Source organism: Rhabdonatronobacter sediminivivens (genome assembly GCF_013415485.1).
GTDB classification, from domain to species: domain Bacteria; phylum Pseudomonadota; class Alphaproteobacteria; order Rhodobacterales; family Rhodobacteraceae; genus Rhabdonatronobacter; species Rhabdonatronobacter sediminivivens.
On the sequence record NZ_JACBXS010000036.1, the window covers coordinates 1 to 22,926 of the forward strand.

Consider the following 22,926-nt stretch of genomic DNA (forward strand, 5'->3'; position numbering starts at 1 on the left):
GCGGATGGGGCGCGGGGGCGGCGGGGACCTCCCAGCCCGAAAGGTCGATGATATTGTGCCAGTCCTGATCCGACAGGTCGATCGCGCCCAGCTCGGCCCCGTGGTGGGTGACCAGCGCGTCGCGCACCAGCGGGCCGATCGGGTGCCAGACCGCGCCGGGGCCGAACCAGCGGCGGATGTTTTCGGCACAGGCGGCGATGTCATAGCGGGGCACGCCTTCGGGGCCGTAATCGCTCATGGGCGGCTGGTTGACGATCACCTTGATGTGCTTCGCGTCGATCTGCGGCAGGTAGCGCTGGTCATGCCACAGGCTGGGCGGATAGCGCAGGATCAGCAGATCGCAGGAGACGTGATCCTCAGGGGTCAGGACCTGGACCGTATCGCCATCGACCGTGTCTAGAACCTCGTCCAGCATCGACAGCTTCACACCGCTTCCGAACATGTCATAGCGGTAGAGTTCGAACAGCCCCGTGCGCAGCCCGTGGGCGCGGTTGAAGCGCGCCTCTTCCAGGCAGGATTTGACGCTGCCGCCGGGCATGCGGAATTCCGACCCGATGATGACGGGGAAATGCGCCCCGGACAGGGGGCGCGCCCGGTCGGACAGGATGGCGGGAACGGGAAAGGGGCGGGGCGTGGCCGGATCGGCGCTGTAGCGCAGTTCGGCGGCCCGGTGGTGGTGATGGCGTGCCGCGTTGAGATAGGTTTTCAGCGCGCCATGCGCGGCGGCCGGGGACAGGGCCGGGCCGGGGGCGGCATGGGGCCAGCGGGTCAGCAGCAGCGGGGCTTCGGCGGTCAGGGCTTCGGCGGCCGGGGCCAGGGCGCCGGGGTCGGCATGGCGCAGGCGGGCCAGCAGTTCGGCGTCATGGCCCCGGGCCACCCGGTCCCAGGCGCCCAGACGCTCGGTCATCACGGTGCGGCGCAGCAGCAGCGCGCCCGGGTCGGGGGCGCTCAGGGCCATGTCCTCGGTCCAGCCGGTGACCTGAAGCTGCGGGGTCAGCCACAGCCGGTTGGCCAGGGTGGCGGCGTGGGTGTCGCTGTCGCGCAGAGGCGCCATCTGCCGGGCGATGCGCTGCGGATGGGCCAGGCTGGTCGCATCCTGCACGGTCACGAAAGCGCCCCGGGCCCGGGCCAGCCCGATGTTCAGCGCCTCGGCCTGCAGCGCCGGGGCGGGCAGGTCCAGCAGGCGGATGCGCGGGTCGCGCGCGGCCGCGGCGGCCACCTGCGCGGCGGTATCGTCGGTGCTGGCGCGGTCGATGACCAGGATCTCCAGCGCGTGCCAGTCCTGCCGCAGAAGGCTGTTCAGGGTGGCGGCGATGCTGGCGCCGTGGTTGCAGGTGGCCACCAGCACCGAGACCAGCGGCGCGGTGCCGGTCCCGTCAACCCTGCTGTCCGGCGCCCCTTCGGGCCAGCCCAGCCGGTCGAAGGGGGTATCGGCCTGCCCCCTGCCCGCTTCGGGGCCTTCCACCCCGGAACCCTCCACCTCGGGGCTCTCCAGCACCGCGCCCGCCAGCCCGGCCCCGGTCCAGACCGCGTTGATCCAGGCCAGACGCTCGGCCGGGGTGGCGCCCAGGTTGGTGCGGGCCAGATGCAGCCGGTCCGAGGCCAGCCCCGCCGCCGCATCCCGGTCATAATCGGCCAGGGCGGTGTCCCTGTCGCCCAGCAGCTCCAGGCACAGCAGCCAGGCAGGCGCGATCTGGCGGCGCAGGGCCAGATCAGGGGCCAGTTGCGCGGCGCGGGCCAGCCAGTCCCGGGCCGCGCCACGGGCTGCCGCGCCGTCCCGCGGGTTGGCGCTGTCATGCAGATAGAGGCAGCCCAGTTCCAGCGCCGCCCGCGCGCGCCGCCCGTCATCGGGGGCGGTTTCGGCCTGCTGGCGCAGATCCTCCTGCACGCGCCGGGTGAAGCCAAGCGCCAGCCGCCGCAGCCGCAGCGCGGCCATGGAGTGGTCCGTATCCGGGCGGGGGGCACGGCGGGGCAGGTTGCGCCAGCGCCCGATCAGCTCGTAATGCACCAGCGGATTGAGCCCGCTCTGCGCGGCCTCGGGGTGGGTGTCCAGATAGAAGCGGGTGTCAAAGAACTTGCCCGGATCACGCCCCAGAAACGCGCCGTATTTCAGGTAATGTTCCGCCGGGGACATCCCCAGCGCCGCAACCTCGGGGTTCCGGGCCATGTACCATTTGCGGTGAAACTGGTCCGATCCTTCGATCCGGGCGATCTGGGCCTGCCAGTCCATCGGCGTGTCCGCTGCAGCCCCGGCCGGGATATCCGTCTGCGGGCCGGATACGGACGCGGGGCGGGATGTCGATGTCATGCGCTTGCCTTGCGGATCGTTCCTGTGCGGATCATGCCTGTCCCTGCCTTGCCACGCCGGAACCCTTCCCCGGGGCTGGTTCGGAAGCATCGTGAATGGCCGTCGGCATGTCAACGCAGGGACGCCGATTTGCCTGGCCCTTCGCGATGCGTCCGGACCGGCCCGCCGGGGTCTTTGGGTCCGGGCGGGTCAGTCCGACTGGAACAGATCGCGGGTCATGACCTTGTCGGCCACATCGGCCAGGTCCGGGGCGCGGCGGTTGGCGACGATCAGCTCGGCCTCGGCCTTGAAGGCCTCCAGATCGCGGACCACGCGTGAGCCGAAGAAGCTGTCCTCAGCCATGGCGGGTTCGTAGACGATGACCTCGATCCCCTTGGCCTTGATCCGCTTCATGATCCCCTGCACCGCGCTCTGGCGCCAGTTGTCCGACCCTTCCTTCATCACCAACCTGTAGACCCCGACCACGCGCGGATGCGCGGCCACGATCTGCTCGGCGATGAAATCCTTGCGGGTGCGGTTGGCCTCGACCACGGCGGCGATCAGGTTCTGGGGCACGGTGGCGTAATTGGCCAGCAACTGCTTGCTGTCCTTTGGCAGGCAATAGCCGCCATAACCGAAGGAGGGGTTGTTGTAATGGCTGCCGATGCGCGGGTCCAGGCAGACCCCGTCGATGATCTGGCGCGTGTCCAGCCCATGGGCCAGCGCATAGCTGTCCAGCTCGTTGAAATAGGCCACGCGCAGGGCAAGGTATGTGTTGGCGAAAAGCTTGATCGCCTCGGCCTCGGTCGGATCGGTGAAGAGCACCGGACAGTCGCGGCTGATGGCGCCCTGGCGCAGCATTTCGGCAAAGACCTGCGCGCGCGGGCTGCGTTCGCCCACCACAATGCGCGAGGGGTGCAGGTTGTCATGCAGCGCGCGCCCCTCACGCAGGAATTCGGGGCTGAAGAGGACGTTGTCGGTCTGCTTTTCGGCGCGGACACGGTCGATGAACCCCACCGGCACCGTGGATTTGACCACCATCACCGCATCGGGCGCGCGCGCGCGGACCTGGTCGACCACCGCTTCGACGCTGGAGGTATCGAAGGCATTGCTCTGCGGGTCGTAATTGGTGGGGGTGGCGATGATGACGAAATCGGCCCCGCCATAGGCGGTGTCCGGGTCGGTGGTGGCGGCCAGGTCCAGCGGCTTTTCGGCCAGCCAGGCGGTGCAATCGGCGTCCTGGATGGGGGCGCGGCGGGCGTTGACCGCGGCAACCCGGTCGGGGTCCAGGTCCAGCGCCACGACCTGGTTGTGCTGGGCCAGCAGGATGGCGTTGGACAGGCCCACATAGCCCAGCCCGGCCACGGCGATCTTCGTCTTGTGCATTGCGAAAAGGATCCCTCTTGAAAAGACCATGACGGGCGCCGACCGGGCGCCTCTATTTTTCGGCGGAACCGGACAGCGCCGTCTTGACCCGGCGCAGCGGGGCCGTGACCCGCCAGGACGTGCTGTTGACCAGCAGATCGATGCGCTTGCGCAGGGCATCACGCTTGACCAGTGCCTTTTCCAGCTTGTCGCTCAGCCGGGCGATTTCGGCGGTACGTTCATCGGCCTGGGCCTGCAGGGCGGTGCAGCTGCGCTGCGCCGTTTCCAGTTGCGCAGCCATTTCGGCCAGGGCGCTGTCGCGCGCGCCCAGCTGCGCCTCGGCGGTGTCGGCGCGGGTTTCGGCTTCGGTCAGCGCGGCTTCGGCGGTGGTGGCGCGGGTTTCGGCCTCGGCCAGCTGGGCCTCAAGCGCCTTGCGCTGGTCGCGCAGCTCATTGCCCTGACGCCAGAATTCCTTGCGCCTGGTGTTGGCCTCCTCCAGCTCGGCCTGCATGGTTTCCATCTGTGCGGCCATCTCGGCCTGCGCGGCCTCGGCGGCGGCGCTCCGCTCCTGATGGGCCGCCACTTCGGCCTGATAGGCCTCTTCGCGGGCTTCCAGCCGTGCGATCAGCTTTTCAACCGCGTCCTGACGCTGCGCCAGGCTCTGTTCCAATGCGGCCTGCGCCTGCGCCTGCTGGTCCTGCGTGGCCGTCACCTCGGCCAGGCGCCGATCCCGGGCGGTCAGCTGTGCGACCAGATCCGCCTGTGCATTCCGGGCCGTGGTCAGCTCCGCCTGCAGCCGGTCGCCCCGTTCGGTCTGGGCGCGCACTGCCTCGCGCAGGTCGAACAGCTCGGCCTCTGCCCCGGCCATGCGGGCGTGGCGCGCGTCATAGGCCTCGCTGAGGGTGCCATGCCGGTCGCGCAGCTCCTCCAGCGCGGCTTCGACCGCGGCCTGTTCGCGGGCGCGCTGGTCCAGATCGGCCTCCAGCCGGCGGGCGCGGTTGCTTTCGCTGTCGGCATGATGGGCGGCGGCATTGAGCTGGCCCAGGCGGCGAAACACCTGATGGACCACATGATGTTCGGGCGAGGCCACGGCAAGCCCGGCCAGGCGCTGCACCCGGCGCGCCCTGTCCTGGCCCGTGTCCTCGGCGCCATGGCACAGCGCCAGCAGCCCGCCGCCATGATCGAAGCGCACATGGCTGTGGCGCTGTTGCAGCCCGGCCAGCGCATGGGCGGTGTCAGGGTCGCGGGCGGCGGCCTCCAGCCCGGCCAGGACGGTCACCCCGGGCTGCGCCATGCGGGGGCCCCATTCATTGGTCAGCTGCGCCAGCATCTGCGCGTCCAGCGGGCGGTCCACCAGCACCAGGTCCAGCCCGTCCTCGACCATGGCCGGGGGCCCGCTGCCCATCTCCAGCCGCGAGAAATCGTCATAATGTTCTTCGTTGTAGCGCAGCAGATCGGCAGGGATGGCGCCGTCCTTGCGGGTGTCGAAACCGTGGCACACGGCTTCCAGGCCCAGTTTCTCCACCCCTTGGCACAGGGCGAAATGCGCCACCCCCGTATCCAGCCCCAGGGTGGCGCAGTGGCGCGGGCGCAGATCGGCGATCAGCCAGAACAGGAAGGGCAGATGCTCCAGCCAGCGCGAGGGGCGCAGGCGCCGCGGGCGCCAGAATATCTCGCGGTTGCCGATGCGCAGGACCGGTTCAGGGTCCGAATGACGAAGCGGGGCGGCAGTATGCGCGCTGGAAACGGACTGGGACATGCGACAGGGCTTCCCGGACTGAAAATTGAGACAAGGATCAGGGCCATCCCTTAACGCATGGCAGGGACGGATGCCAGCCGTGGATGCAACGTGCGCTGGCTTCAGGCTTTCTTGGCGGTGCGCCGCTTAGGGTGGCGCCAAGTTTCCCGGCAGCCGCCCTGTCGCCCCCGCACCAACCCCCGGAGCCTGCGTTCATGTCCGATCTCTCCGCCCGCCTGGGCCTGCCCTATCTGATGCCCGCCCAGGCGCAGAAACATGTCACCCATAACGAGGCCCTGGCCCGCCTGGACCTGCTGGTGCAGCTGGTGGTGCAGGGGTTCGAGGCCAGCACCCCGCCCGAAACCCCGCAAGAGGGCCAGATCTGGGCGCTGGGACCGGCCCCCACCGGCGCCTGGGCGGGCCAGGCCGGGGCGCTGGCCGCCTGGGTGGACGGGGTGTGGCAGTTCATCCCCCCGCAGACCGGCTGGCGCGCCGTGCAGGTGGGGTCCGAAGGGGCAGAGCTGCGCCTGTTCACCACCGCAGGCTGGGCGGTGCCGCAGGCAGCGCTGCCCGACAGCCTGCCGGGGCTGGGGATCAACACCAGCCATGACAGCACCAACCGGCTGGCGGTGGCCGCCGAGGCCACGCTGCTCAGCCACGCAGGCGCGGGCCATCAGCTGAAGCTCAACAAGGCCGCCGCCACCGATACCGCCAGCCTGCTGTTCCAGACCGGCTGGGGCGGGCGGGCGGAAATGGGCACCGCCGGGACGGATGATTTCGCCATCAAGGTCAGCGCCGATGGCAGCGCCTGGGCGGACGCGCTGGTGATCGACCGCGCCTCGGGCCGCGCCGCCCTGCCCAATGGCGCCACCATCGCCGGGACCGAGGCCTACCGGCGCGGCAATATCCTGGGCACGGTCAGCCAGTCCGGCGGGGTGCCCACCGGCGCGGTGATCGATGCGGGCGCCAATGCCAATGGCCATTATGTCCGGTTCGCCGATGGCACCATGATCACCGCCACCCGCTTCACCATCACCGAATCCAGCAGTTTCGATGCGCGGCTGACGGCGAATGCAACCCTGCCCGCCGCCTTTCACAGCATCGCCAGCATGTATCCGCAGCTCAGCCTGCCCATTCATTCCAGTTCCGCGCTCAGCGGGGTCGATCGCACCGATATTGAAAGCTGGGGCTGCGCGCAGCCGGGCGGGACGGGCAGCTTCAGCACCACGCAGATCGGCTGTTCGGTGTTCTGCAAGCCCGGCACGGTCAGCGCCGGCGCCAGCATCGCGGACATGTATCTGACCGTCACCGGCCGCTGGTTCTGAAGGAGCGCCCCCCATGAAGATCACCCTGACCCCCGTGTATATGGATGCGCCGCTGGTGCTGGAGCGCGCGGGCGACGTGCTGACCCTCAACGGCACCGCGTATGATTTCACCCCCCTGCCCGAAGGCGCCACCCTGCCGCGCGCCGCGGTGGGCTGTGACTGGCTGGCCTCGGATGTGGCGCGCGTGGATGGCGCGCTGCAGCTGACGCTGATCCTGCCCCATGGCGGGCACGCGCCGCCCCGGACCCTGTTTCCGGCGCCGGTCATCGACCCGCCCGACGGGCCGGTGCCCCTGCCGCCCTTTTCCACATCCGTGCCCACACCCGCAACGGAGGATGACACCGATGGCAATTGACTGGAATGCAGTGATCAGCGCCGCCGACAAGGCCGCGGCCCGGGCGATGCGGGGGCGCAAAACAGAGCGGGCGCAGGCGCGGAACTATCTGGCTGAAACCGACTGGTACGTGATCCGCGCCGCCGATACCGGCGAGCCGATGCCCGCACCGGTGCGCGCCCGGCGCATCGCGGCGCGCCAGATGCTGTCAGGGGACCGGCCCCCTCAGGATTAAGGCGCAGGATCAGGGGTGGCGCAGTGCGCCCCCCGATGCGCGCCTTGCCCTGCTGCGCTTCCCCCCGTCCGGGGTCATGTGCTGCCCCGTCACCGGGTGACGGGGCATCCTGCGTTCGGGGTCAGCCCCCGGGGGGTGCCCGCTCAGGGATCGGCATCATCAAAGAGGTTGAGCCACAGCCGCCCCAGATCGGGGTCCGAACAGGCGGCTTCGCGGGCGTCTTCGAAGGCTGCGCAGCGGCTTTCGGGGCCGCTTTCGAACTGCGCCGCGCCCGCGCGGGATGCGTCCTGCACCGCGGTCCGGATCGGCAGGGCGGTCGGATCATTCGGGTATTGCATGTGTCACCTTTTCTTCGATGATGACAGCATCGCCCCCGCGTATGAAGGTGTCATGACAGTTGCATGAAGTTTGTGCGACACCCGCCCGGAAGCGGAAAGCCGTCGCGGCTTATACACTGGGCGGAAACGTTTTCTTGAAATGCATAAATGTCAGCTTTATGACACTCGAACCGTGACGACCGTTCCGCGCAGATCGTGGGGCCCGGACGCACGGTCTGACGACATATGAAAAAACAATTCTGCCGGGGGCAACGAGTGACCAAATCCGTTTACGTGGGCATGAGCGCCGATCTGATCCATCCGGGCCATATCAACATCCTCAAGCGCGCGGCCGAACTGGGCGAGGTCACCGTGGGCCTGCTGACCGACAAGGCGATTGCCAGCTACAAGCGCGTCCCCTTCATGGCCTGGGAACAGCGCGCCGAGGTGGTGGGCAACCTCAAGGGTGTGGTCCGCGTGGTCCCGCAGCACACGCTGGATTATGTGCCCAACCTGCGCGAATATCGCCCCGATTACGTGGTCCATGGCGATGACTGGCAGACCGGCGTGCAGGCCAAGACCCGTCAGGCGGTGATCGATGCGCTGGCCGAATGGGGCGGCGAACTGGTCGAGGTGGCCTATACCCAGGGCGTGTCCTCGACCCAGCTGAACAAGGCGCTCAAGGAGATCGGCACCACCCCGGACATCCGCCGCGCCAGCCTGCGCCGGATGCTGCATGCCAAGCCGCTGGTGCGCTTTCTGGACCTGCACAATGCGCTCTCGGGGCTGATCATCGAAAAGGCCTTCATCGACACCCCCCAGGGGCGGCGCGAATTCGACGGGATGTGGGCCAGCTCGCTCACCGATTCCACCGCCAAGGGCAAACCGGATATCGAGGCCGTGGACACCACGGGGCGGATGAACACCCTCAACGAGGTGCTGGAAGTCACCACCAAGCCGATCATCTATGACGGCGATACCGGCGGCAAGCCCGAGCATTTCGTCTTCACCGTGCGCACGCTGGAACGCCTGGGCGTGTCCGCCGTCATCATCGAGGACAAGACCGGGCTGAAGAAGAACTCGCTCTTCGGCACGGATGTCGCCCAGACCCAGGAAAGCATCGAGGCGTTTTCCGACAAGATCCGCATGGGCAAGCTGGCCCAGCAATCCGAGGATTTCATGATCTTCGCCCGCCTGGAAAGCCTGATCCTGGGCAAGGGCGTGGATCACGCCATGGAACGGGCCGAGGCGTTTCTGGAGGCCGGCGCCGACGGGATCATGATCCATTCGCGCCAGAAGACCCCGGATGAGGTGTTCGAATTCTGCCGCCGCTACAACAAGCTGGAAAACCGCAAGCCGCTGGTGGCCGTGCCCTCAAGCTACAACCAGACCACCGAACAGGAACTGGAGGATAACGGCGTCAATATCGTCATCTACGCCAACCAGCTGCTGCGTTCGGCCTATCCGGCGATGCTGGGCACGGCGGTGTCGATCCTGAAACACGCGCGGTCTTCGGAATGCGATGAGCGGATGATGCCGATCAAGGAAATCCTGGAGCTGATCCCGGGGACGAAATGATGATCTCGCCCCGCGCGTTTCATGCCGCCCTGGCGGCCGAGGGCGTCGATTTCCTGGCCGGGGTGCCCGATTCCCTGCTCAAGGAGTTCTGCGCCTATGTGGATGCCGCCCTGCCCCCCGAAGGGCATGTGATCGCCGCCAATGAAGGCACCGCCGTGGGGCTGGCGGCGGGCCATCACCTGGCCACCGGCAGCCTGCCGCTGGTCTATCTGCAGAATTCGGGGCTGGGGAACACGGTCAACCCGATCCTGTCGCTGGCCGACCCCGAGGTCTACGCCCTGCCGATGATCGTCATGGTGGGCTGGCGCGGCGCCCCCGGCGTCAAGGATGAGCCCCAGCACGTCAAGCAGGGCCGGGTCACGCCCGCGCTGCTCGATGCGATGGAACTGCCATACCGCGCCCTGGACGGCGACCCCGAGGCCGCCGCCGAGGCCGCCGCCTGGGCTTGCCGCACCGCGCGCGAGACCTCCGCGCCGGTGGTGCTGCTGGTGCACAAGGGCGCCTTTGCCAAGGCCGAGGAAAAGCGCCCCGCGCGCGACATCCCCGACACCATGCTGACGCGCGAGGCCGCGATCCGGCTGATCACCGGCACCCTGCCCGCCGGCGCCACCATCGTTGCCACCACCGGCATGATCTCGCGCGAGCTCTACGAATCGCGCGGGGCGCTGGGGCAGGACCGGTCCGGCGATTTCCTGACCGTGGGGTCCATGGGTCATGCCTCGCAGATCGCGCTGGGGATCGCGCGGGCAAGGCCCGGCGCGCAGGTGGTCTGCCTGGATGGCGATGGCGCGGCGCTGATGCATCTGGGCGGCATGGCCACGGTGGGCACCAGCGCAACCGGCGATCTGCTGCATGTGGTGCTCAACAATGGCGCCCATGACAGCGTCGGCGGGCAGCCCACGGTGGCGCAGCAGATCGCGCTTACGGGGATCGCGCGGGCCTGCGGCTATGACGCCGTCGAAGGCCCGGTCGAGGCCGAGGCCGATATCCGCGCCCAGGTCGATCGCCTGGCGCAGGCCCCGGGCCGGCGCTTCCTGGAGGTGCGCGTCCGCCCCGGTTCGCGCGCCGATCTGGGCCGGCCAAAGGAAAGCCCCGCGGAAAACAAGGCGCAATTCATCGCCCGGCTGCGCGGCTGACCCCGCGCGCCGCCACAGGACATTCAGACAGAACGGGAGACGCCGATGCCGTCCCAGCCGTGGAGTTTCCACAACCCCGTGAAGGTGCAGTTCGGGGCGCAATCGCGCAAGGGGCTGGCCGCCACCCTGGCCGGGCAGAAGCTGCTGGTGGTGACCACCGCCCGCGGGCGCGCGCAATTCACCGATGACCCGCATCTGGGCACCATCCAGGCCGATCTGACCTGGGTGGACAGCGTCAGCCCCAATCCCGGGCTGACCGACACGCAAAGGGAAATCGACCGGCTGGCGGGGCAGGACTTCGATGCGGTGCTGGCCTTTGGCGGCGGCTCGGCCATGGATGCGGCCAAGGCGCTGGCGGCGGCGCTGACCCCGGGGCTGGCCTGCCGCGATCTGGCCAGGCTGATCGACGATCCGGGCGCGCATCTGGACCGACCCCTGCTGCCCATCCATGCGGTCACCACCACCTCCGGCACCGGGGCCGAGGTCACGCCCTTTGCCACCATCTGGGACCATGAAAACCGCAGGAAACTGTCGCTGGCCAGCCCGCGTCTGTTCCCGGCCACGGCGGTGGTGGATCCGGAACTGACCCACGGGCTGCCCGCTGCGGCCACGCTGGGCACCAGCCTGGACGCCATGAACCAGGCGTTCGAATCGGTCTGGAACCGCAACCGCACGCCGATGACCACGCTGATGGCCGCCCGCGCCATCGGCCTGGCGCTGCAGGCGATCCCGCGGCTGGTGGCCGATCTGGACGACCACCCCGCCCGCGCCCAGATCGCCGAGGCCAGCCTGCTGGCGGGGCTGTGCATCAGCCAGACCCGCACCGCGATCTGCCATTCCATGTCCTATCCGCTGACCGCGCATTTCGGCATCGCCCACGGGCTGGCCTGTGCCGCCACCATGTCGGCGGTGGCCCATGAGGTGCTGGAGCACGCCCCCGATGGCCTGGACGAGGTCGCCGCGCTGAACGGCATGGCGGGGGCCCGCGCGCTGGTGGCGCACCTGGACACGGTGCTGGCGGGGACCGATCTGCGCGCCCTTGTCGCCGCCGACCTGCCAGAGCCGGAAGCCATCCTCGCCCTGCGCGGCGAGATGTTCACGCCCGGGCGCAGTGACAATTTCATCCTGCCCGTGGATCATGACATGCTGGGCCGGGTGCTGACACGCGCCCTTGGTTGAAGCCTTGCCCGGGGGGACAGGATGAAACTGGACGATCAACTCGAAGTCCTCAGGAAATCCCGGCAACTGCATCGCAGATGGTATGCCGAAACCTATGCCGATGCCGCTGCATCGGGGATGGATCCTGCCGAACATTACCTGCATGAGGGCGCCGCGCGCGGCTTCAACCCGGGCAAGTTCTTCGATACGGATTTCTATCTGGCAAGCTATCCCGATGTGCTGGCCAGCGGGCTCAATCCGGTGGTGCATTTCGAACTGGTCGGCAGCGCCGAGCGCCGCCTGACCCGGCCGCGCAAGGCCCCCGGCGCACCCGAGGACATGCTGGCCGAAGATGACATGGCACCGGACTGGACCGAAGGCGCGCATCCCCGGGCCTCGGTTCTGATTGTCCGCGGCGGGGCCCGCGGGGCGCTGGCCGGGACCGACCTGGGCCCGCGCAACCGGTTCCGGCTGCTGCGCGCGCTCAACAGCGCCGATCCCGCCGCCCCGCAGGACCTGTGCGACCAGGCGCGGGACCTGTGCGACATGATCGCCCGGCTGCAGATGGAATGGATGCCCGTATCGGAGATTCCGACGGGCAAGGCCACGCCCCTGCCCGCGCTGGATGGTCCGGTGGTGGCGGTGATCGGCGATGCCGGCAACAGCCCTGCCGATATCGCCGCATTGACCGCGCTGGCCCGCGCCGAAAACCCGCAGGCCACGCTGGTGCTGTGCGGCACCGGCCCCGATCCGCAGCCTGACCCGGCCCCACAGGGCGGGCCACAGGACGGGCCACAGAACGGGCCACAGGCTGGTGGCGCGGATGAGGGTGAGACCATGGTCGCCGAGGCGCCCCCCCTGGCGGATGTCCTGCACACGCAGGCCCCGGTCGAGGCGCTGGCCCGGGCCAGCCGCGCCTATACCCATGACGCCCCGGCGGGCATGGATGCGCTGATCCGGGGCGTGCCGCTGACCGTCACCGGTGATCCGTTCTACGCGGGCTGGGGGTTCACCGATGACCGCGCCGCGCTGCGCGGGCGGGCGCGGGCGATGGATTTCGCGCAGTTCCTGGCCCTGTTGCAGTATTTCGTGCCCGATGCGCTGGCCCGCGATGGCTGGTCCGCCACCGCCCTTGAGGACGCGCCCCGGATCGGCGGCTGGCTGGTCGACTGGATCGTATCGGATGACTTCGCCATCCATTACACCGCAGGCGTGATGCGCGACAGTTTCAGCAAGGACGAGCATTTCAAGCTTGGTCAGCTGTTCGAGAAACGGAAGTTCTGGCGCCGGGCGCGGGCCGCCTATGTCCAGGCCGCCAGTTTCGACCCGGGCAATGCCCGAATTCATTTCCGCGCCGGCTACATGGCCGAGCGGCGCAAGGAATGGCGCGCGGCCGTCCCCCATTACCGGGTCGCCCTCCGCCTGCTGCCCGGCAACCCGACCTATCGCTTCCGCATGGGGTTCGCGCTGGAAAAGCAGCGCTTCTGGGAAGAGGCGGTCCATTGCTACGCCGGCGCCCTGTTGCTGGACAACACCAGCCAGAAGTTCCGCGAGCGGCTGCCCATGGCCCGCACGCTGATGAACTTCGTGCGCGATCACCGCGCGGTCAGCGCCGCGTATCTGTCCGAACTGCATGACGGCGCCGCCGTGACCACGGCCGACCTGTCGGTCAACGGGGTCTATACGGCGAAATGCCGGCTGCACATGCTGGAACACGAAGGCCGGAAGACGCGGATCTTCGAGAAGCTGATCATGCCGCACCGGGCGGCCTATGCCCTGCGCGAAGTGATCGCCAACGAGGAACTGGCCAGGCTGGATGTGCCGACCGATCTGCATTTCCCCGCCCTTCTGGGCGTGATCCGCGCCGAGGACGGTGTGCGCGCCATGTTCTTCGAGAATGTCGAGCTTGCCCCCGAAACCGCCACCGAAACCGCCACCGGGCGCGCCATCGGGGACCGGGATGGAAGCGGGGACGGCGATGACAGGGCGCGGGCGGTCGAGGCCACGGAGGCGATGGTCGCACCGCTGACGGCCCTGGCGCTGGCCGATTGCTCCACGATGGCCCTGGACCGGCTGGAAGGGCTCGGCAGTGTCTCGGACGCCGATGAGGAAGAGGCCGAGGACCTGTTCGGCGAGGTCTATCGCCGCAAGCTTGCCTGCCTGATGGACAGCCCCGAAACCGTGCAGGAGATGGAGCGCTTCATCATCGACAACGCCATCGCCCGCAAGCGCGACGAAACCGTGACCGATTACGCCACGGAACTGTGCAGCCTGCTGGGCCTGTTGCAGCCGCGGCTGGCGGGCACCTTTGCCGCACTGTCGGCCGTGCCGGGCCATGGCGATCTGAAGCCCGACAATGTGCTGCGCGACCGCGACGGCAGGCTGGTGCTGATCGACTGGCAGTATCTGGCGCTCATGCCCGCAGGGTTCGACCTGGCGCGCTTCGCCACCTGGTCGGATCTGGACTGGCACGGCTTCGAGGCGGCGGCGCGCCTTTATGCGCATAATCTGGAAACCCGTTTTCCGGCGGTGCAGGTGATGTGGTCAAGCTGTCTGTGCTATCTTCTGGATGCGCTGGCGTCGCGGCCGGGATGGGTGCAGGAATCGCATGAGGTTTCGGTGCGCCCGGCGCTGGCCGCCCTGCGCCGACTGTCGGGCCAGATCACCCTGGGAAGTTCAGAATGAAGATGCAACCGACCCCTTCCGCCGCTGCCCCGGTCCAGACGCCCGCCCTCGAGAAGCCCGCAGCCAAGAAGCCCGCAGCCAAGAAGGCCCCGGCCAGAGCCAAACCGGCAGCGGCGGCGGACAAGGCAGAGATGCTGTTCCATGCCCGCGACTGGACAGGCGCGCTGGGGCAGTACCGGCTGGCGGCCCAGGCCCCCGCCCTGCAATCCTGGGCGTGGTTCCGGATCGCGCGCTGCCATGAAGAGCTGGGCGAAAGCCTGGCCGCGCGCGAATTTCACACGCGCGCCCTGCTGGCCGAGCCGCAGTTCTTCTCGCGGCTGCGGCATCTTGAGCGGATCCTGAACCCGGCCGATCCCGCCGACCCCCTCTCCGCGTCGGCGCCCCCCCCGGTCGATACCGGCGGCACGGACCGTCTGGCCCGCACGGTCACCGCGGCGCTGCGGCCCATGCTGGCCCGGTATGACTGGGACGGCGCGATCGCCGCGCTCAGCCCCGGTTTCGCCGGCGAGCGGCTGTGCAATTTCGTGCGCCTTGGCGCATGCATCGATCCGCAGACCGGGCTGGGCCATGGGGCGCAGGCGCTTGAGGCGCTGTATCTGCGCTGCCATCTGGAACGCGCGCTGGAGCGGGGCGACGGCTACCGTGTCATCCCCGATACCATCACCGAGGGCGAGGACCACAAGTTCACCCGCCAGGAAATCCTGCTGTCGGCACAGGACATGCTGGAGCGGCTTTACGGCGCGCATGCCGATGCGCTGGATTACCGGCTGGTGGCGGTGCATATCTCGGACCAGCTGCGGTTCTGGGAAACCTCCATCGCCCGCTGGGACGCCCTGTGCACGGATTATCCCCAGCGCCCGGAGTATCGGGTCAGCCTGGCCTTCGCCTGCATGAAGAACCGCGCCTTCGACCGTGCCGCCGCGCTGCTGGACCAGATCGAACCGACCCGGCTGGATGCGGAAGAGCGCAGGAAGGTGGCCCGTATCCGGCGCGAGATCACCGAGCGGCGCAATGCCGGGGTGCTGGCCGATTTCCTGGAGACGCTGGCCACGGGGCAGATCGCGCAGGCCAAGGAGATCTTCCTCGACCATGTCATCTTCATGGACGAGATGAACAAGGACCAGCATCTGCCGGTGCTGCACGCCCTGATGGCGGCGGCGCAGAAGATCCACACCGGGGATGGCGATTTCTTCTTCAGCCCCGATCTGGCACATTCCGATCTGTTCTTCGGCGCCGATCTGCCGGACCCGCCGCACAAACCCCTGCCGGACTATCCCGCCGCACCGCCCTTCCGGCTGCTGTCGGTGGCGGGGTTCAATTATTCCGGGTCCGGGGCGGTGGGGGACTTCCTGTCGGATTACGAACCCGTCCAGGTGCTGGACCGGTCGCAATGCTACATCGGGGCCTGGCGGCTGCTGCAGGCGCAGGCGGGCGACCGGGCGGATTACTGCCGGCAACTGTGCCGCTTCGTGATGGATGCCTGCCTCGGGCTGGTGGATACCAGCCTGTCGGGGCCGGAAGTGGATTCGGCCAACTGGTTCAAGCGCCGCTGCCTGCTGCGCGCCTATACCACGCGCAAGCTTGCAACCGCGCCCATGATCGAGGCGCTGTGCCGGATGATCGATTTCGCCGCCGACGCCCATCAGCCGGATGGCGGCAATGGCGATGACGGGGCAGCGCCTGAAGCGCCTGACCACCAGGCGGGCGGGCTGGAACAGCAGCTGCGCGATTTTCTGGTCTGGCATGCGATCGCCCCGCAGGTGACACCGGGCAAGACGCTGGTGGTGATCAACAATGACCTCAAGGCCTCGAAGATCGAGGCCAGCCGCCTGCTGCCCGCCTGCCCGACCATCACCGCCTTCCGCGACCCGCGCGATCAGTTCGTCGCGCAGATGCGTGAATCCACCTTCAACCGCCGCGATGCCGATGCCTTTGTCGAGATGATCGAGGCCCATAACCGCGAATATCTGGAGGGCCGCGCGCGGGTGCAGGCCGCGGGCATCGACAGCATGGAGCTGCGTTTCGAAGCCTTTGTGACCGGTTCTGCCCTGCGCGACCGGGTGCTGGCCTTTGCCGGGCTGTCGGCGGACACGCCGCGGGTGGCGGCGCCCAGCTTCGACCCGGCCCGCAGCCGGGTGAGTATCGGCATCCATCAGGGATATGAGGACCGCGCCGCGATCGACCGGGGGGCCGGGATGAAGATATACCTGCCCGCCCCTGAATACAGGCCGCCCCGTCCCTGCAGGTCACCCCGGCCTGCATTCAGGGGCACCCCGAGACCACCCAGATGCCAGGAGCCGCGACAAGCATGCGTTACACGAAACCGACCGATATTCCGGGCACATCGCTGCGATATCGCGAAAAGCTGCGCCGCGATGAGAACGCCGACTACCTGACCCGGCTGCTCTGGGGGGCGCTGGATTTCTCTGCCTATGGCTACGGGGTGCATCATGCCGCTGTCCTGGCCGCGCGGCTGGGCCTGCCGGCGATCTCGGCCATCGAATTCGGGGTTGCGGGCGGCAACGGGCTGCTGGCGCTGGAACGCCATGCCGAACGGATCGAGGCGGACACCGGCGTGCGCATCGAGGTCTATGGCTTCGACACCGGCACCGGCATGCCTGCGCCGCAGGATTACCGCGACATGCCCTACCGGTTCCGCGAAGGCAATTACCGGATGGATGTGGAGGCCTTGCGCGCCCGGCTGACCCGGGCCGAACTGGTGCTGGGCGATGTGGCCGAAACCGCGGCGGGCTTCGCCGCCGCGCGCCGCCCCGCCCCCATCGGCTTCGCGGCTTTCGATCTGGATTACCATTCCTCGACCATGGCGGCCTTCAGGCTGTTCGCGGCCGATCACACCGCCTTTCTGCCGCGCTGCCAGCTGTATTTCGATGACATCATCGGCCACGAGATTTCATCCTACAACCGCTTTGTCGGCGAACTGGCCGCGATCGAGGATTTCAACGCCGCGCATGCGGAGATGAAGATCGCCCCCAGCATGGCCCTGCACCGCTTTCCCATCAACCTGATCTGGTATCACCAGATCTATCTGCTGCACCGCTTCACCCATCCGCAATACGCAACCTATATCAGCGGCGCAGGCCCCGATTCCCTCTCCCTGCAGGGCCCCGCGGATGAGGGCTGAGCGCGCGGCCAGGCTGGCGGGCGGCGCCCTGCCCGTATCCTGTCGGCATCTTGCCCGTGCCGGGGCCGCATGCCAGTCTGGCGCAGTTTTCATGCGACGTGACATGCTCTGCAAACCCGGACCCATATGCCCATGCCTGTGACGCCCTGCCCGCATATCCAGACCGGTGCCCCCCGCGCCCATCTGGCATCACGCGCCCCTCTGGCATCACGCGCCCCTCTGGCATCACCCCCGGCCCGATACGTCCTTGTCCTTTCGCCGCTGTCCAGGAACCGCCCATGACCTTCGAAGAACAGTTGACGATCCTGCGTGCCTCGCGGCATCTGCACAGGAAGTGGTATCTTCAGACCTATCCCGAAGTGGCCGCCGAAGGGGCCGATCCGGCCGAACACTACCTGCGCGAGGGGGCGCTCAAAGGGTACAGCCCCGGCAAGTTCTTCGACACGCAGTTGTATCTTTCACTCTATCCCGATGTCGCGGAAAGCGGTCTCAATCCGCTGGTGCATTACGAACGCATCGGGGCGGGCGAAAACCGCATCGCCAACCCCACCCGGGCGGCCATGCGCGACCGGCAGGAAAAGGTGCGCGCCATCCGCCGCGCAGAGCAGCAGGGCAACGGCCAGCCCCCCGGAAACAGCGTCGGCACCCCCGCCGAACCCTCCTCCCCCCCCCGCACTGCGGCACCCGCGGCAGAGTGGCGTGCGAAGGAAGGGTTGCAGAAGGTCATCCGCGGGATCGATTTCACCAAGCGGCGGAACTTTCTGCTGTTCTCGGCCCTGCATGCGGCGACGGATGCGCAGATTGCGAAACATGCGGACCTGACCCGCGCGCTGTGTCGGCTGATCACCGATCTTGGCCTCACCTGGCACCAGGGGGGCACCGGGCCGAAACCTGCCACCGCGGGGGCGCGCCCGGGTATCGCGGTGCTGACCACAGGCAGCTTTGATCCCGAAACCGATCGCGCCCTGCTGGATCTTGCCCGGAGCGAAAACCCGGGCGCGGATATCCTGATCTGCGCGCCCGAAGGGGTCATCGACATCCAGCCCGCCCCGGGCTGCGCCCCTGATGAGGGGGTCGCGGAAGCGCCGGAGCCTGGCCCTGCTGCGGGATCGGGCAGATCGCGGCCCGGACCATGCGCCACGCTGGCCCGGGCGCTGGCCCGGGCCAGCCGCGCCTATACCCATGACGCCCCGGCGGGCATGGATGCGCTGATCCGGGGCGTGCCGCTGACCGTCACCGGCGATCCGTTCTACGCGGGCTGGGGGTTCACCGATGACCGCGCCGCGCTGCGCGGGCGGGAGCGCCAGCTGGATGTGACCGGGTTCCTGACGATCCTGTTCTTCCTGCTGCCGGACGACCCCTCCCCGTCCGGAGATCCCGTCGCCAGGGTACTGGACCGGATCATCGCCACATACCGGGGGGGGACCGCGCGCAGCGCGGCGGCACTGCCCGACAGATCGGGGCTGATGTCCTATGCCGCCGCCCGCAAGGCCAGGGCCGAAACCCCCGATGCCCCCCGCTACCAGGCTCATGTCAAGGCCAGGATGGCCCTGAACAGCGCCGCCCTGGCGGCCTGCCAGGCGGGCACCTGGCCGGCCTTTCTCGAAACCCCTGTGCGCGCGCATCTGTCCCTCGGCACGCGCCGGGAAATGGTCGACCGGCTGATCGGCCAGGCGGGGCTGGCGCGGCTGCGCACGGGCGCGGCGCGGCGCCTGCTGGCCGCGATGATCTGCGGGCTGGCCCATACCGCCGATCATCTGGACCCGGTGATGCCCGAGGTGGCCCGGCTTCTGGGCCGCGGGGAATGCGCGCGGCTGATTTCGGCGCTGGCGCGCATCTCGGGGCGCCCCTCGGCGACGCTGGTGCCCGGCTGGATGAGCGATGCCGGGGCAGGCACAGGGGCAGGGACAGGAGCAGGCACGGGGAGCCCCGCAGCCGCACCCGATGACCTGATGCTGGCGGTGATGCAGGTCCTGCCGGGCCAGGGGGGGGACGGGCTGCCAACGCTGCTGGACTGGGCGCAGCAGTGCCAGGCGCGCGGGCATCGTGGAGCGGCACTGCAGTTGCTGGAATGCTGTTTCCTGACCGGGCGCTGCCCGCCCGAGGCGCTGGCCCTGGCCATCGACCTGCTTTGGCAGGGGTTCGAGGTCGCGGCCGCGACCGAGATGCTGACCCTTGCCGCGCGCTGCTGGCCCGAATGGCAGGGCGGGCATTTCCCCATCCTGCTGGCGCAATTGACGGCAGTGCGCGGCGATGCACCGGCCACGCTTGACGCCCTGATCGGCGTCGCCCATGCCGGCGCTGCCGATGCCCTGCGCAACGCCACATTTGACGCGCTGCTGGCCCGGCATTACCCCGGCCTGCCGCTGACGGCGGCGCTGGAACGCATGGCGACAGAGGGGGGTCAGCCGGATGAGGACGGGTCCGGACAGGCCCCCGATCCACTGGCCCCCGATCCACTGGCCCCCGATCCACTGGCCCGCGCGCGCTATCTGTCCGGCCAGCGCCGCCCGGCCGAGGCCCAGGCCCTGCTGGCCGCGCTTCCGGAGGCCGAAGCCGACAGCGATGCCGCGCGGATCGAGATGAGCACCGCCCTGGCGCTGCAGGGCCGTTTCAAACAGGCCGACACCCTGCTGGGCCCGAACCCCGAAGGCGCCTGCTTTGACCAGGCGGTCCGGCTGGCCGCGCTTGTCGGCGATACCGCCCGGGCAAAGGCCCTGGCCAGCATGGCACGCCGGCGCAAGACCGCGCTGGCCCCCGCAACCCGGCGTCTGATGCACCAGACACGCGGCGATTTTGCCGGCACGATGGAGGCCTGGCGCGCCGATCCTGCCGCCGCGCTGGCCGCGCGCCATCTGGGCATCCGGCTGGCGCGCAGCCTGCAGGCCCTGACCGCCGGAACCGGCCAGCGGCTGCTGGTGGCAATGGTCGACACGCCCGGCGGCGATGCGGCCTGGAGCGGGCTTCTGCCCCGGCTGGCCAGGGCCTGTGCCGGGCATGAGCTGCATATCGCCTGCGACCGGGGCCTGGCGCCGGTTCTGGCGCGGTCCTTCCCGCAGATCGCATTCGTGCCCTGCGCGCGCCAGCCCGGACCGATACCGGTCACCGACAGGCCCGGCCACCTGCCCGCGGCCGAGCTTCTGGCGCTGTTCGATGCCGAGGGCTGGGACGCCGCCATCGCCGCGGACCGGGTTGCGCTGATCACCGATCTGGCCGCCGATCTGGCCGACAGTCCCGCCGCGTTCGACCCCCGCCCCGGCCTGCTGCCCGACCCCGTCCGGGTGGAGGCCTGGCAGGCACGGCTGGAGGGGTTGCCGCGCCCGCTGGTGGGGCTTGCCTGGCGCGGCGGGCGCGGCAACGGGCTGCTGGCGCGGATGGAGGATCTGACCCCGCAGGAGGTTGCGCATCTGGTCCAGGCCGCCGAGGCCGGTTTCCTGTGCCTGCACGGACCCGAGGCCGCCGCCGATCTGCGCGAGATCGATGCCGCGGGCACCAACCGGGTGGTGCGGCCCGCCGACCTGGCCCCCGATCCCGCAGCAGACCCGGCAGCAGGCCCGGCCACCGACCCGGTTGCGGACCCCGAGGAGATGCTGGCGCTGATGGCCTGTCTTGATGCGGTGATCGCCACCGATCCGCAGACCCGCGCGCTGGCGGGGGCGGGCGGCTGCCGGGTCTGGTACCCGGCACCGATGCCGTCCAACCGGGACTGGGGGCGTTTCGCGCTGATGGAAACCGATTACCGCTTCGCCACGGCCACCTATGTGGATGCGCCCCGCCCCGGCGACCGCTCCGGGCTGGTGAAACGGCTGGCGCAGGGGGTTGCCGAACTGGCCCGTGACGATCTGAACCGCCGTCTTGACCGGATCGAGACGCTTCTGGCCACCGAGAACGCGGGCAGCGAGGCGATGAACTATGAATTCCGCCGCGCCATCATCGATGCCGAGGAAGACATCCTGACCCACCGCATCCACCGTGATGCCCGCTACTGGGCGATCCGCGCGCGGGTGGTGGAGAAACTGGGCGTGCGCGCCGAAGCGGCGCTGTGCTGGGGCCAGGCCTGCGCCCAGACCCGCACGCCTGATCCCGCCCTTCTGCGCGCCCACTGGATCGCACAGGTCTGGGCCGGCCAGCCCGACCTGGCCGAACGCTTCGGCCCGGTGGATCACACCGACCTCCCGGCCGAGGCGCTGTCCCATGTCACCACATTGCGCAACGACCGCATTGCCAATGACCTGTGCGACGAGGGGCTGCACCTGCTGGCCGAAGGCCAGCGCGAGAGCGCCGCCGACAAGTTCCGCCAGGCCGTGCGCGCCTCGTGGCAGCAGCCAGACCATGGCGCGCCGCTGGAGGAGATGGTCACGCGGCTGGCCCGGCTTGATGTCTTTGCCAACCCGCCCGCGCCCCGGCGCGAAATCGCCATGCGGGTCCGCGCGCTGCCGGATCTGACCTCGTATATCACCCATGCCTCGACCCTGCCGGCGCAAAGCCATCGCGGGCAGGCGGATCTGGCGGCAGATCAGCCGCGCTCGGTCTTCTGTTCGGGGTATATCTTCTCGGGCTCGGGGGCGGTGGTGGATTTCCTGCGCCAGAGCGCGGCGGTCACCGTGCCGGGCTATGTGGATGGCGACATCCAGCCCTTCGATACCGAACTCAACATCCTGCGCCGTTTCTACGGGCTGCAGCATCTGCTGGACCTGCCGCCTGAACAGCTGTCGATCGAACATCTGGGCGAATTCCTGCTGGGCTCGGTGCTGGGGCTGATCGCGTATCCCTCGGACCGCTACCGGCTGGACATGTCGCGCAAACGCTCGCTGCGCGGCGCCTTCGAAGCCACCGGCCGGATGCCCGACCTGATCGATCTGTGCGATCTTCTGCTGGATACGGTTGAAAGCGGCAGCGGCCCCGATGCCGAGATCATCCTGGATGCCGCCTGTCGCATGGTGAACGGTCTGGCGCCACGGCTGGCCCGGCCCGGTCAGCCGGTGGTGCTGTGGAACAACTGCATCCAGGCCTGGAACGCGCGCACCCTGGCGGTGATGGAGCGGTCGGTGATGGTTGCCGTGCAGCGCGATCCGCGCGACCAGTATGCGTCCCAATTCTATGAGCGTGGCGACAAGGACCGCCGGAACGAGCTGGAGAACTTCATCTCCCGCACGCATCATCACCAGCGCATGCGCGCACAGCTGGACCTGATACCGGGGCTGCGCGCGCGCATCCTGGATGTGCGTTTCGAGGATGTGGTCACCGATCCGGACACCCGCGCCAGGCTTCTGGACTTCGCCGCCCTTCCCTCAGACGGGTTCCGCGAGGGGCTGTATTTCCAGCCCCCGGACTCGCTGCGCAACATCGGCATTCACCGCGCCTTCCCCGATCAGGACGCCATCGGACGGATCGCGCGGGAATTCCCGGACCTGCTCTGGAAAGGCTGAGGGCCATATGCGGATCCACCCCGCCCCCCTGCGTGTGAAGCTGCCTGCAGAAGTGACCCACTCGGGTGGATTTGCGGTTCTCGCCCCCGGCAGTTGCGGATAACCTGCAGGCCGGGCCGCCGAAACTGCCAGCGTCACGGTGGGGTGCCCGGCCACAAGGGAAGACTGGACCCGTGCAATGACCGGCTTTGCAGACA

General features: G+C 69.0%; 14 protein-coding genes. 10 read left to right on the top strand and 4 right to left on the bottom strand.

Annotated elements, in window-relative coordinates; all coding sequences use genetic code 11:
* The 3 genes from HUK65_RS14515 to HUK65_RS14525 form a co-directional block, all read right to left on the bottom strand.
* Positions 1-2,308 (bottom strand): glycosyltransferase family 2 protein (locus tag HUK65_RS14515; protein WP_179906998.1); only part of this gene is annotated, 2,308 nt, incomplete at its 3' end.
* A 189-nt stretch (positions 2,309-2,497) separates the two neighbouring features.
* Positions 2,498-3,673 carry a nucleotide sugar dehydrogenase gene (locus tag HUK65_RS14520; RefSeq protein WP_179906999.1) on the bottom strand — a complete coding sequence of 392 codons (1,176 nt, stop codon included), beginning with the start codon at positions 3,671-3,673 and terminating at the stop codon, positions 2,498-2,500.
* Between the two features lie 52 nt (positions 3,674-3,725).
* Positions 3,726-5,411 carry a coiled-coil domain-containing protein gene (locus tag HUK65_RS14525; RefSeq protein WP_179907000.1) on the bottom strand — a complete coding sequence of 562 codons (1,686 nt, stop codon included), beginning with the start codon at positions 5,409-5,411 and terminating at the stop codon, positions 3,726-3,728.
* Positions 5,412-5,605: 194 nt separating this feature from the next.
* Here HUK65_RS14525 and HUK65_RS14530 point away from each other — a divergent pair, with 194 nt between their 5' ends.
* From HUK65_RS14530 to HUK65_RS14540, 3 genes are read left to right on the top strand one after another with little or no spacing between them, the layout of a single operon-like run.
* Positions 5,606-6,715 carry a DUF2793 domain-containing protein gene (locus HUK65_RS14530; RefSeq protein WP_179907001.1) on the top strand — a complete coding sequence of 370 codons (1,110 nt, stop codon included), beginning with the start codon at positions 5,606-5,608 and terminating at the stop codon, positions 6,713-6,715.
* A 13-nt stretch (positions 6,716-6,728) separates the two neighbouring features.
* A complete protein-coding gene (locus tag HUK65_RS14535; RefSeq protein ID WP_179907002.1) occupies positions 6,729-7,070 on the top strand; it encodes a hypothetical protein in 342 nt (113 codons plus the stop codon).
* Complete coding sequence (locus tag HUK65_RS14540; protein ID WP_179907003.1) at positions 7,060-7,284, top strand: hypothetical protein; 225 nt, start codon at positions 7,060-7,062, stop codon at positions 7,282-7,284. The genes HUK65_RS14535 and HUK65_RS14540 overlap by 11 nt, the downstream gene beginning before the upstream one ends.
* 143 nt (positions 7,285-7,427) lie before the next feature.
* Here HUK65_RS14540 and HUK65_RS14545 read toward each other — a convergent pair whose 3' ends face one another.
* Positions 7,428-7,622, bottom strand: a complete 195-nt coding sequence (locus HUK65_RS14545; RefSeq protein ID WP_179907004.1) for a hypothetical protein — start codon at positions 7,620-7,622, stop codon at positions 7,428-7,430.
* Positions 7,623-7,877: 255 nt separating this feature from the next.
* Here HUK65_RS14545 and aepX point away from each other — a divergent pair, with 255 nt between their 5' ends.
* From aepX to HUK65_RS14580, 7 genes are all read left to right on the top strand, one after another.
* Complete coding sequence (aepX, locus tag HUK65_RS14550; RefSeq protein ID WP_327787133.1) at positions 7,878-9,179, top strand: phosphoenolpyruvate mutase; 1,302 nt, start codon at positions 7,878-7,880, stop codon at positions 9,177-9,179.
* Positions 9,179-10,315: a phosphonopyruvate decarboxylase gene (gene aepY / locus HUK65_RS14555; protein ID WP_179907006.1), complete on the top strand. Its 1,137-nt coding sequence runs from the start codon at positions 9,179-9,181 to the stop codon at positions 10,313-10,315. Before aepX ends, aepY begins: the two co-directional genes overlap by 1 nt.
* Before the next feature lie 45 nt (positions 10,316-10,360).
* Complete coding sequence (locus HUK65_RS14560; protein ID WP_179907007.1) at positions 10,361-11,494, top strand: phosphonoacetaldehyde reductase; 1,134 nt, start codon at positions 10,361-10,363, stop codon at positions 11,492-11,494.
* 21 nt (positions 11,495-11,515) lie between these two features.
* Positions 11,516-14,158 (top strand): phosphotransferase, encoded by a 2,643-nt coding sequence (locus HUK65_RS14565; RefSeq protein WP_179907008.1) that lies wholly within the window; start codon positions 11,516-11,518, stop codon positions 14,156-14,158.
* Positions 14,155-16,554 (top strand): hypothetical protein, encoded by a 2,400-nt coding sequence (locus HUK65_RS14570; protein ID WP_179907009.1) that lies wholly within the window; start codon positions 14,155-14,157, stop codon positions 16,552-16,554. Before HUK65_RS14565 ends, HUK65_RS14570 begins: the two co-directional genes overlap by 4 nt.
* Positions 16,467-17,300: a hypothetical protein gene (locus HUK65_RS14575; RefSeq protein WP_179907010.1), complete on the top strand. Its 834-nt coding sequence runs from the start codon at positions 16,467-16,469 to the stop codon at positions 17,298-17,300. The genes HUK65_RS14570 and HUK65_RS14575 overlap by 88 nt, the downstream gene beginning before the upstream one ends.
* A gap of 278 nt (positions 17,301-17,578) precedes the next feature.
* Positions 17,579-22,729, top strand: coding sequence for a capsular polysaccharide export protein, LipB/KpsS family (locus HUK65_RS14580; RefSeq protein ID WP_179907011.1), 5,151 nt, complete (start codon positions 17,579-17,581; stop codon positions 22,727-22,729).
* The last annotated feature ends 197 nt before the right edge of the window (positions 22,730-22,926 follow it).

Excerpts from the sequence above, each read along its gene's own strand:
- HUK65_RS14580 (WP_179907011.1), top strand. The coding sequence starts at position 17,579 with ATGACCTTCGAAGAACAGTTGACGATCCTGCGTGCCTCGCGGCATCTG.
- HUK65_RS14525 (WP_179907000.1), bottom strand. The coding sequence starts at position 5,411 with ATGTCCCAGTCCGTTTCCAGCGCGCATACTGCCGCCCCGCTTCGTCAT.
- HUK65_RS14520 (WP_179906999.1), bottom strand. The coding sequence starts at position 3,673 with ATGCACAAGACGAAGATCGCCGTGGCCGGGCTGGGCTATGTGGGCCTG.
- HUK65_RS14535 (WP_179907002.1), top strand. The coding sequence starts at position 6,729 with ATGAAGATCACCCTGACCCCCGTGTATATGGATGCGCCGCTGGTGCTG.
- HUK65_RS14570 (WP_179907009.1), top strand. The coding sequence starts at position 14,155 with ATGAAGATGCAACCGACCCCTTCCGCCGCTGCCCCGGTCCAGACGCCC.
- HUK65_RS14575 (WP_179907010.1), top strand. The coding sequence starts at position 16,467 with ATGCGTTACACGAAACCGACCGATATTCCGGGCACATCGCTGCGATAT.
- HUK65_RS14565 (WP_179907008.1), top strand. The coding sequence starts at position 11,516 with ATGAAACTGGACGATCAACTCGAAGTCCTCAGGAAATCCCGGCAACTG.
- HUK65_RS14530 (WP_179907001.1), top strand. The coding sequence starts at position 5,606 with ATGTCCGATCTCTCCGCCCGCCTGGGCCTGCCCTATCTGATGCCCGCC.
- HUK65_RS14560 (WP_179907007.1), top strand. The coding sequence starts at position 10,361 with ATGCCGTCCCAGCCGTGGAGTTTCCACAACCCCGTGAAGGTGCAGTTC.
- aepY (WP_179907006.1), top strand. The coding sequence starts at position 9,179 with ATGATCTCGCCCCGCGCGTTTCATGCCGCCCTGGCGGCCGAGGGCGTC.
- HUK65_RS14545 (WP_179907004.1), bottom strand. The coding sequence starts at position 7,622 with ATGCAATACCCGAATGATCCGACCGCCCTGCCGATCCGGACCGCGGTG.
- HUK65_RS14540 (WP_179907003.1), top strand. The coding sequence starts at position 7,060 with ATGGCAATTGACTGGAATGCAGTGATCAGCGCCGCCGACAAGGCCGCG.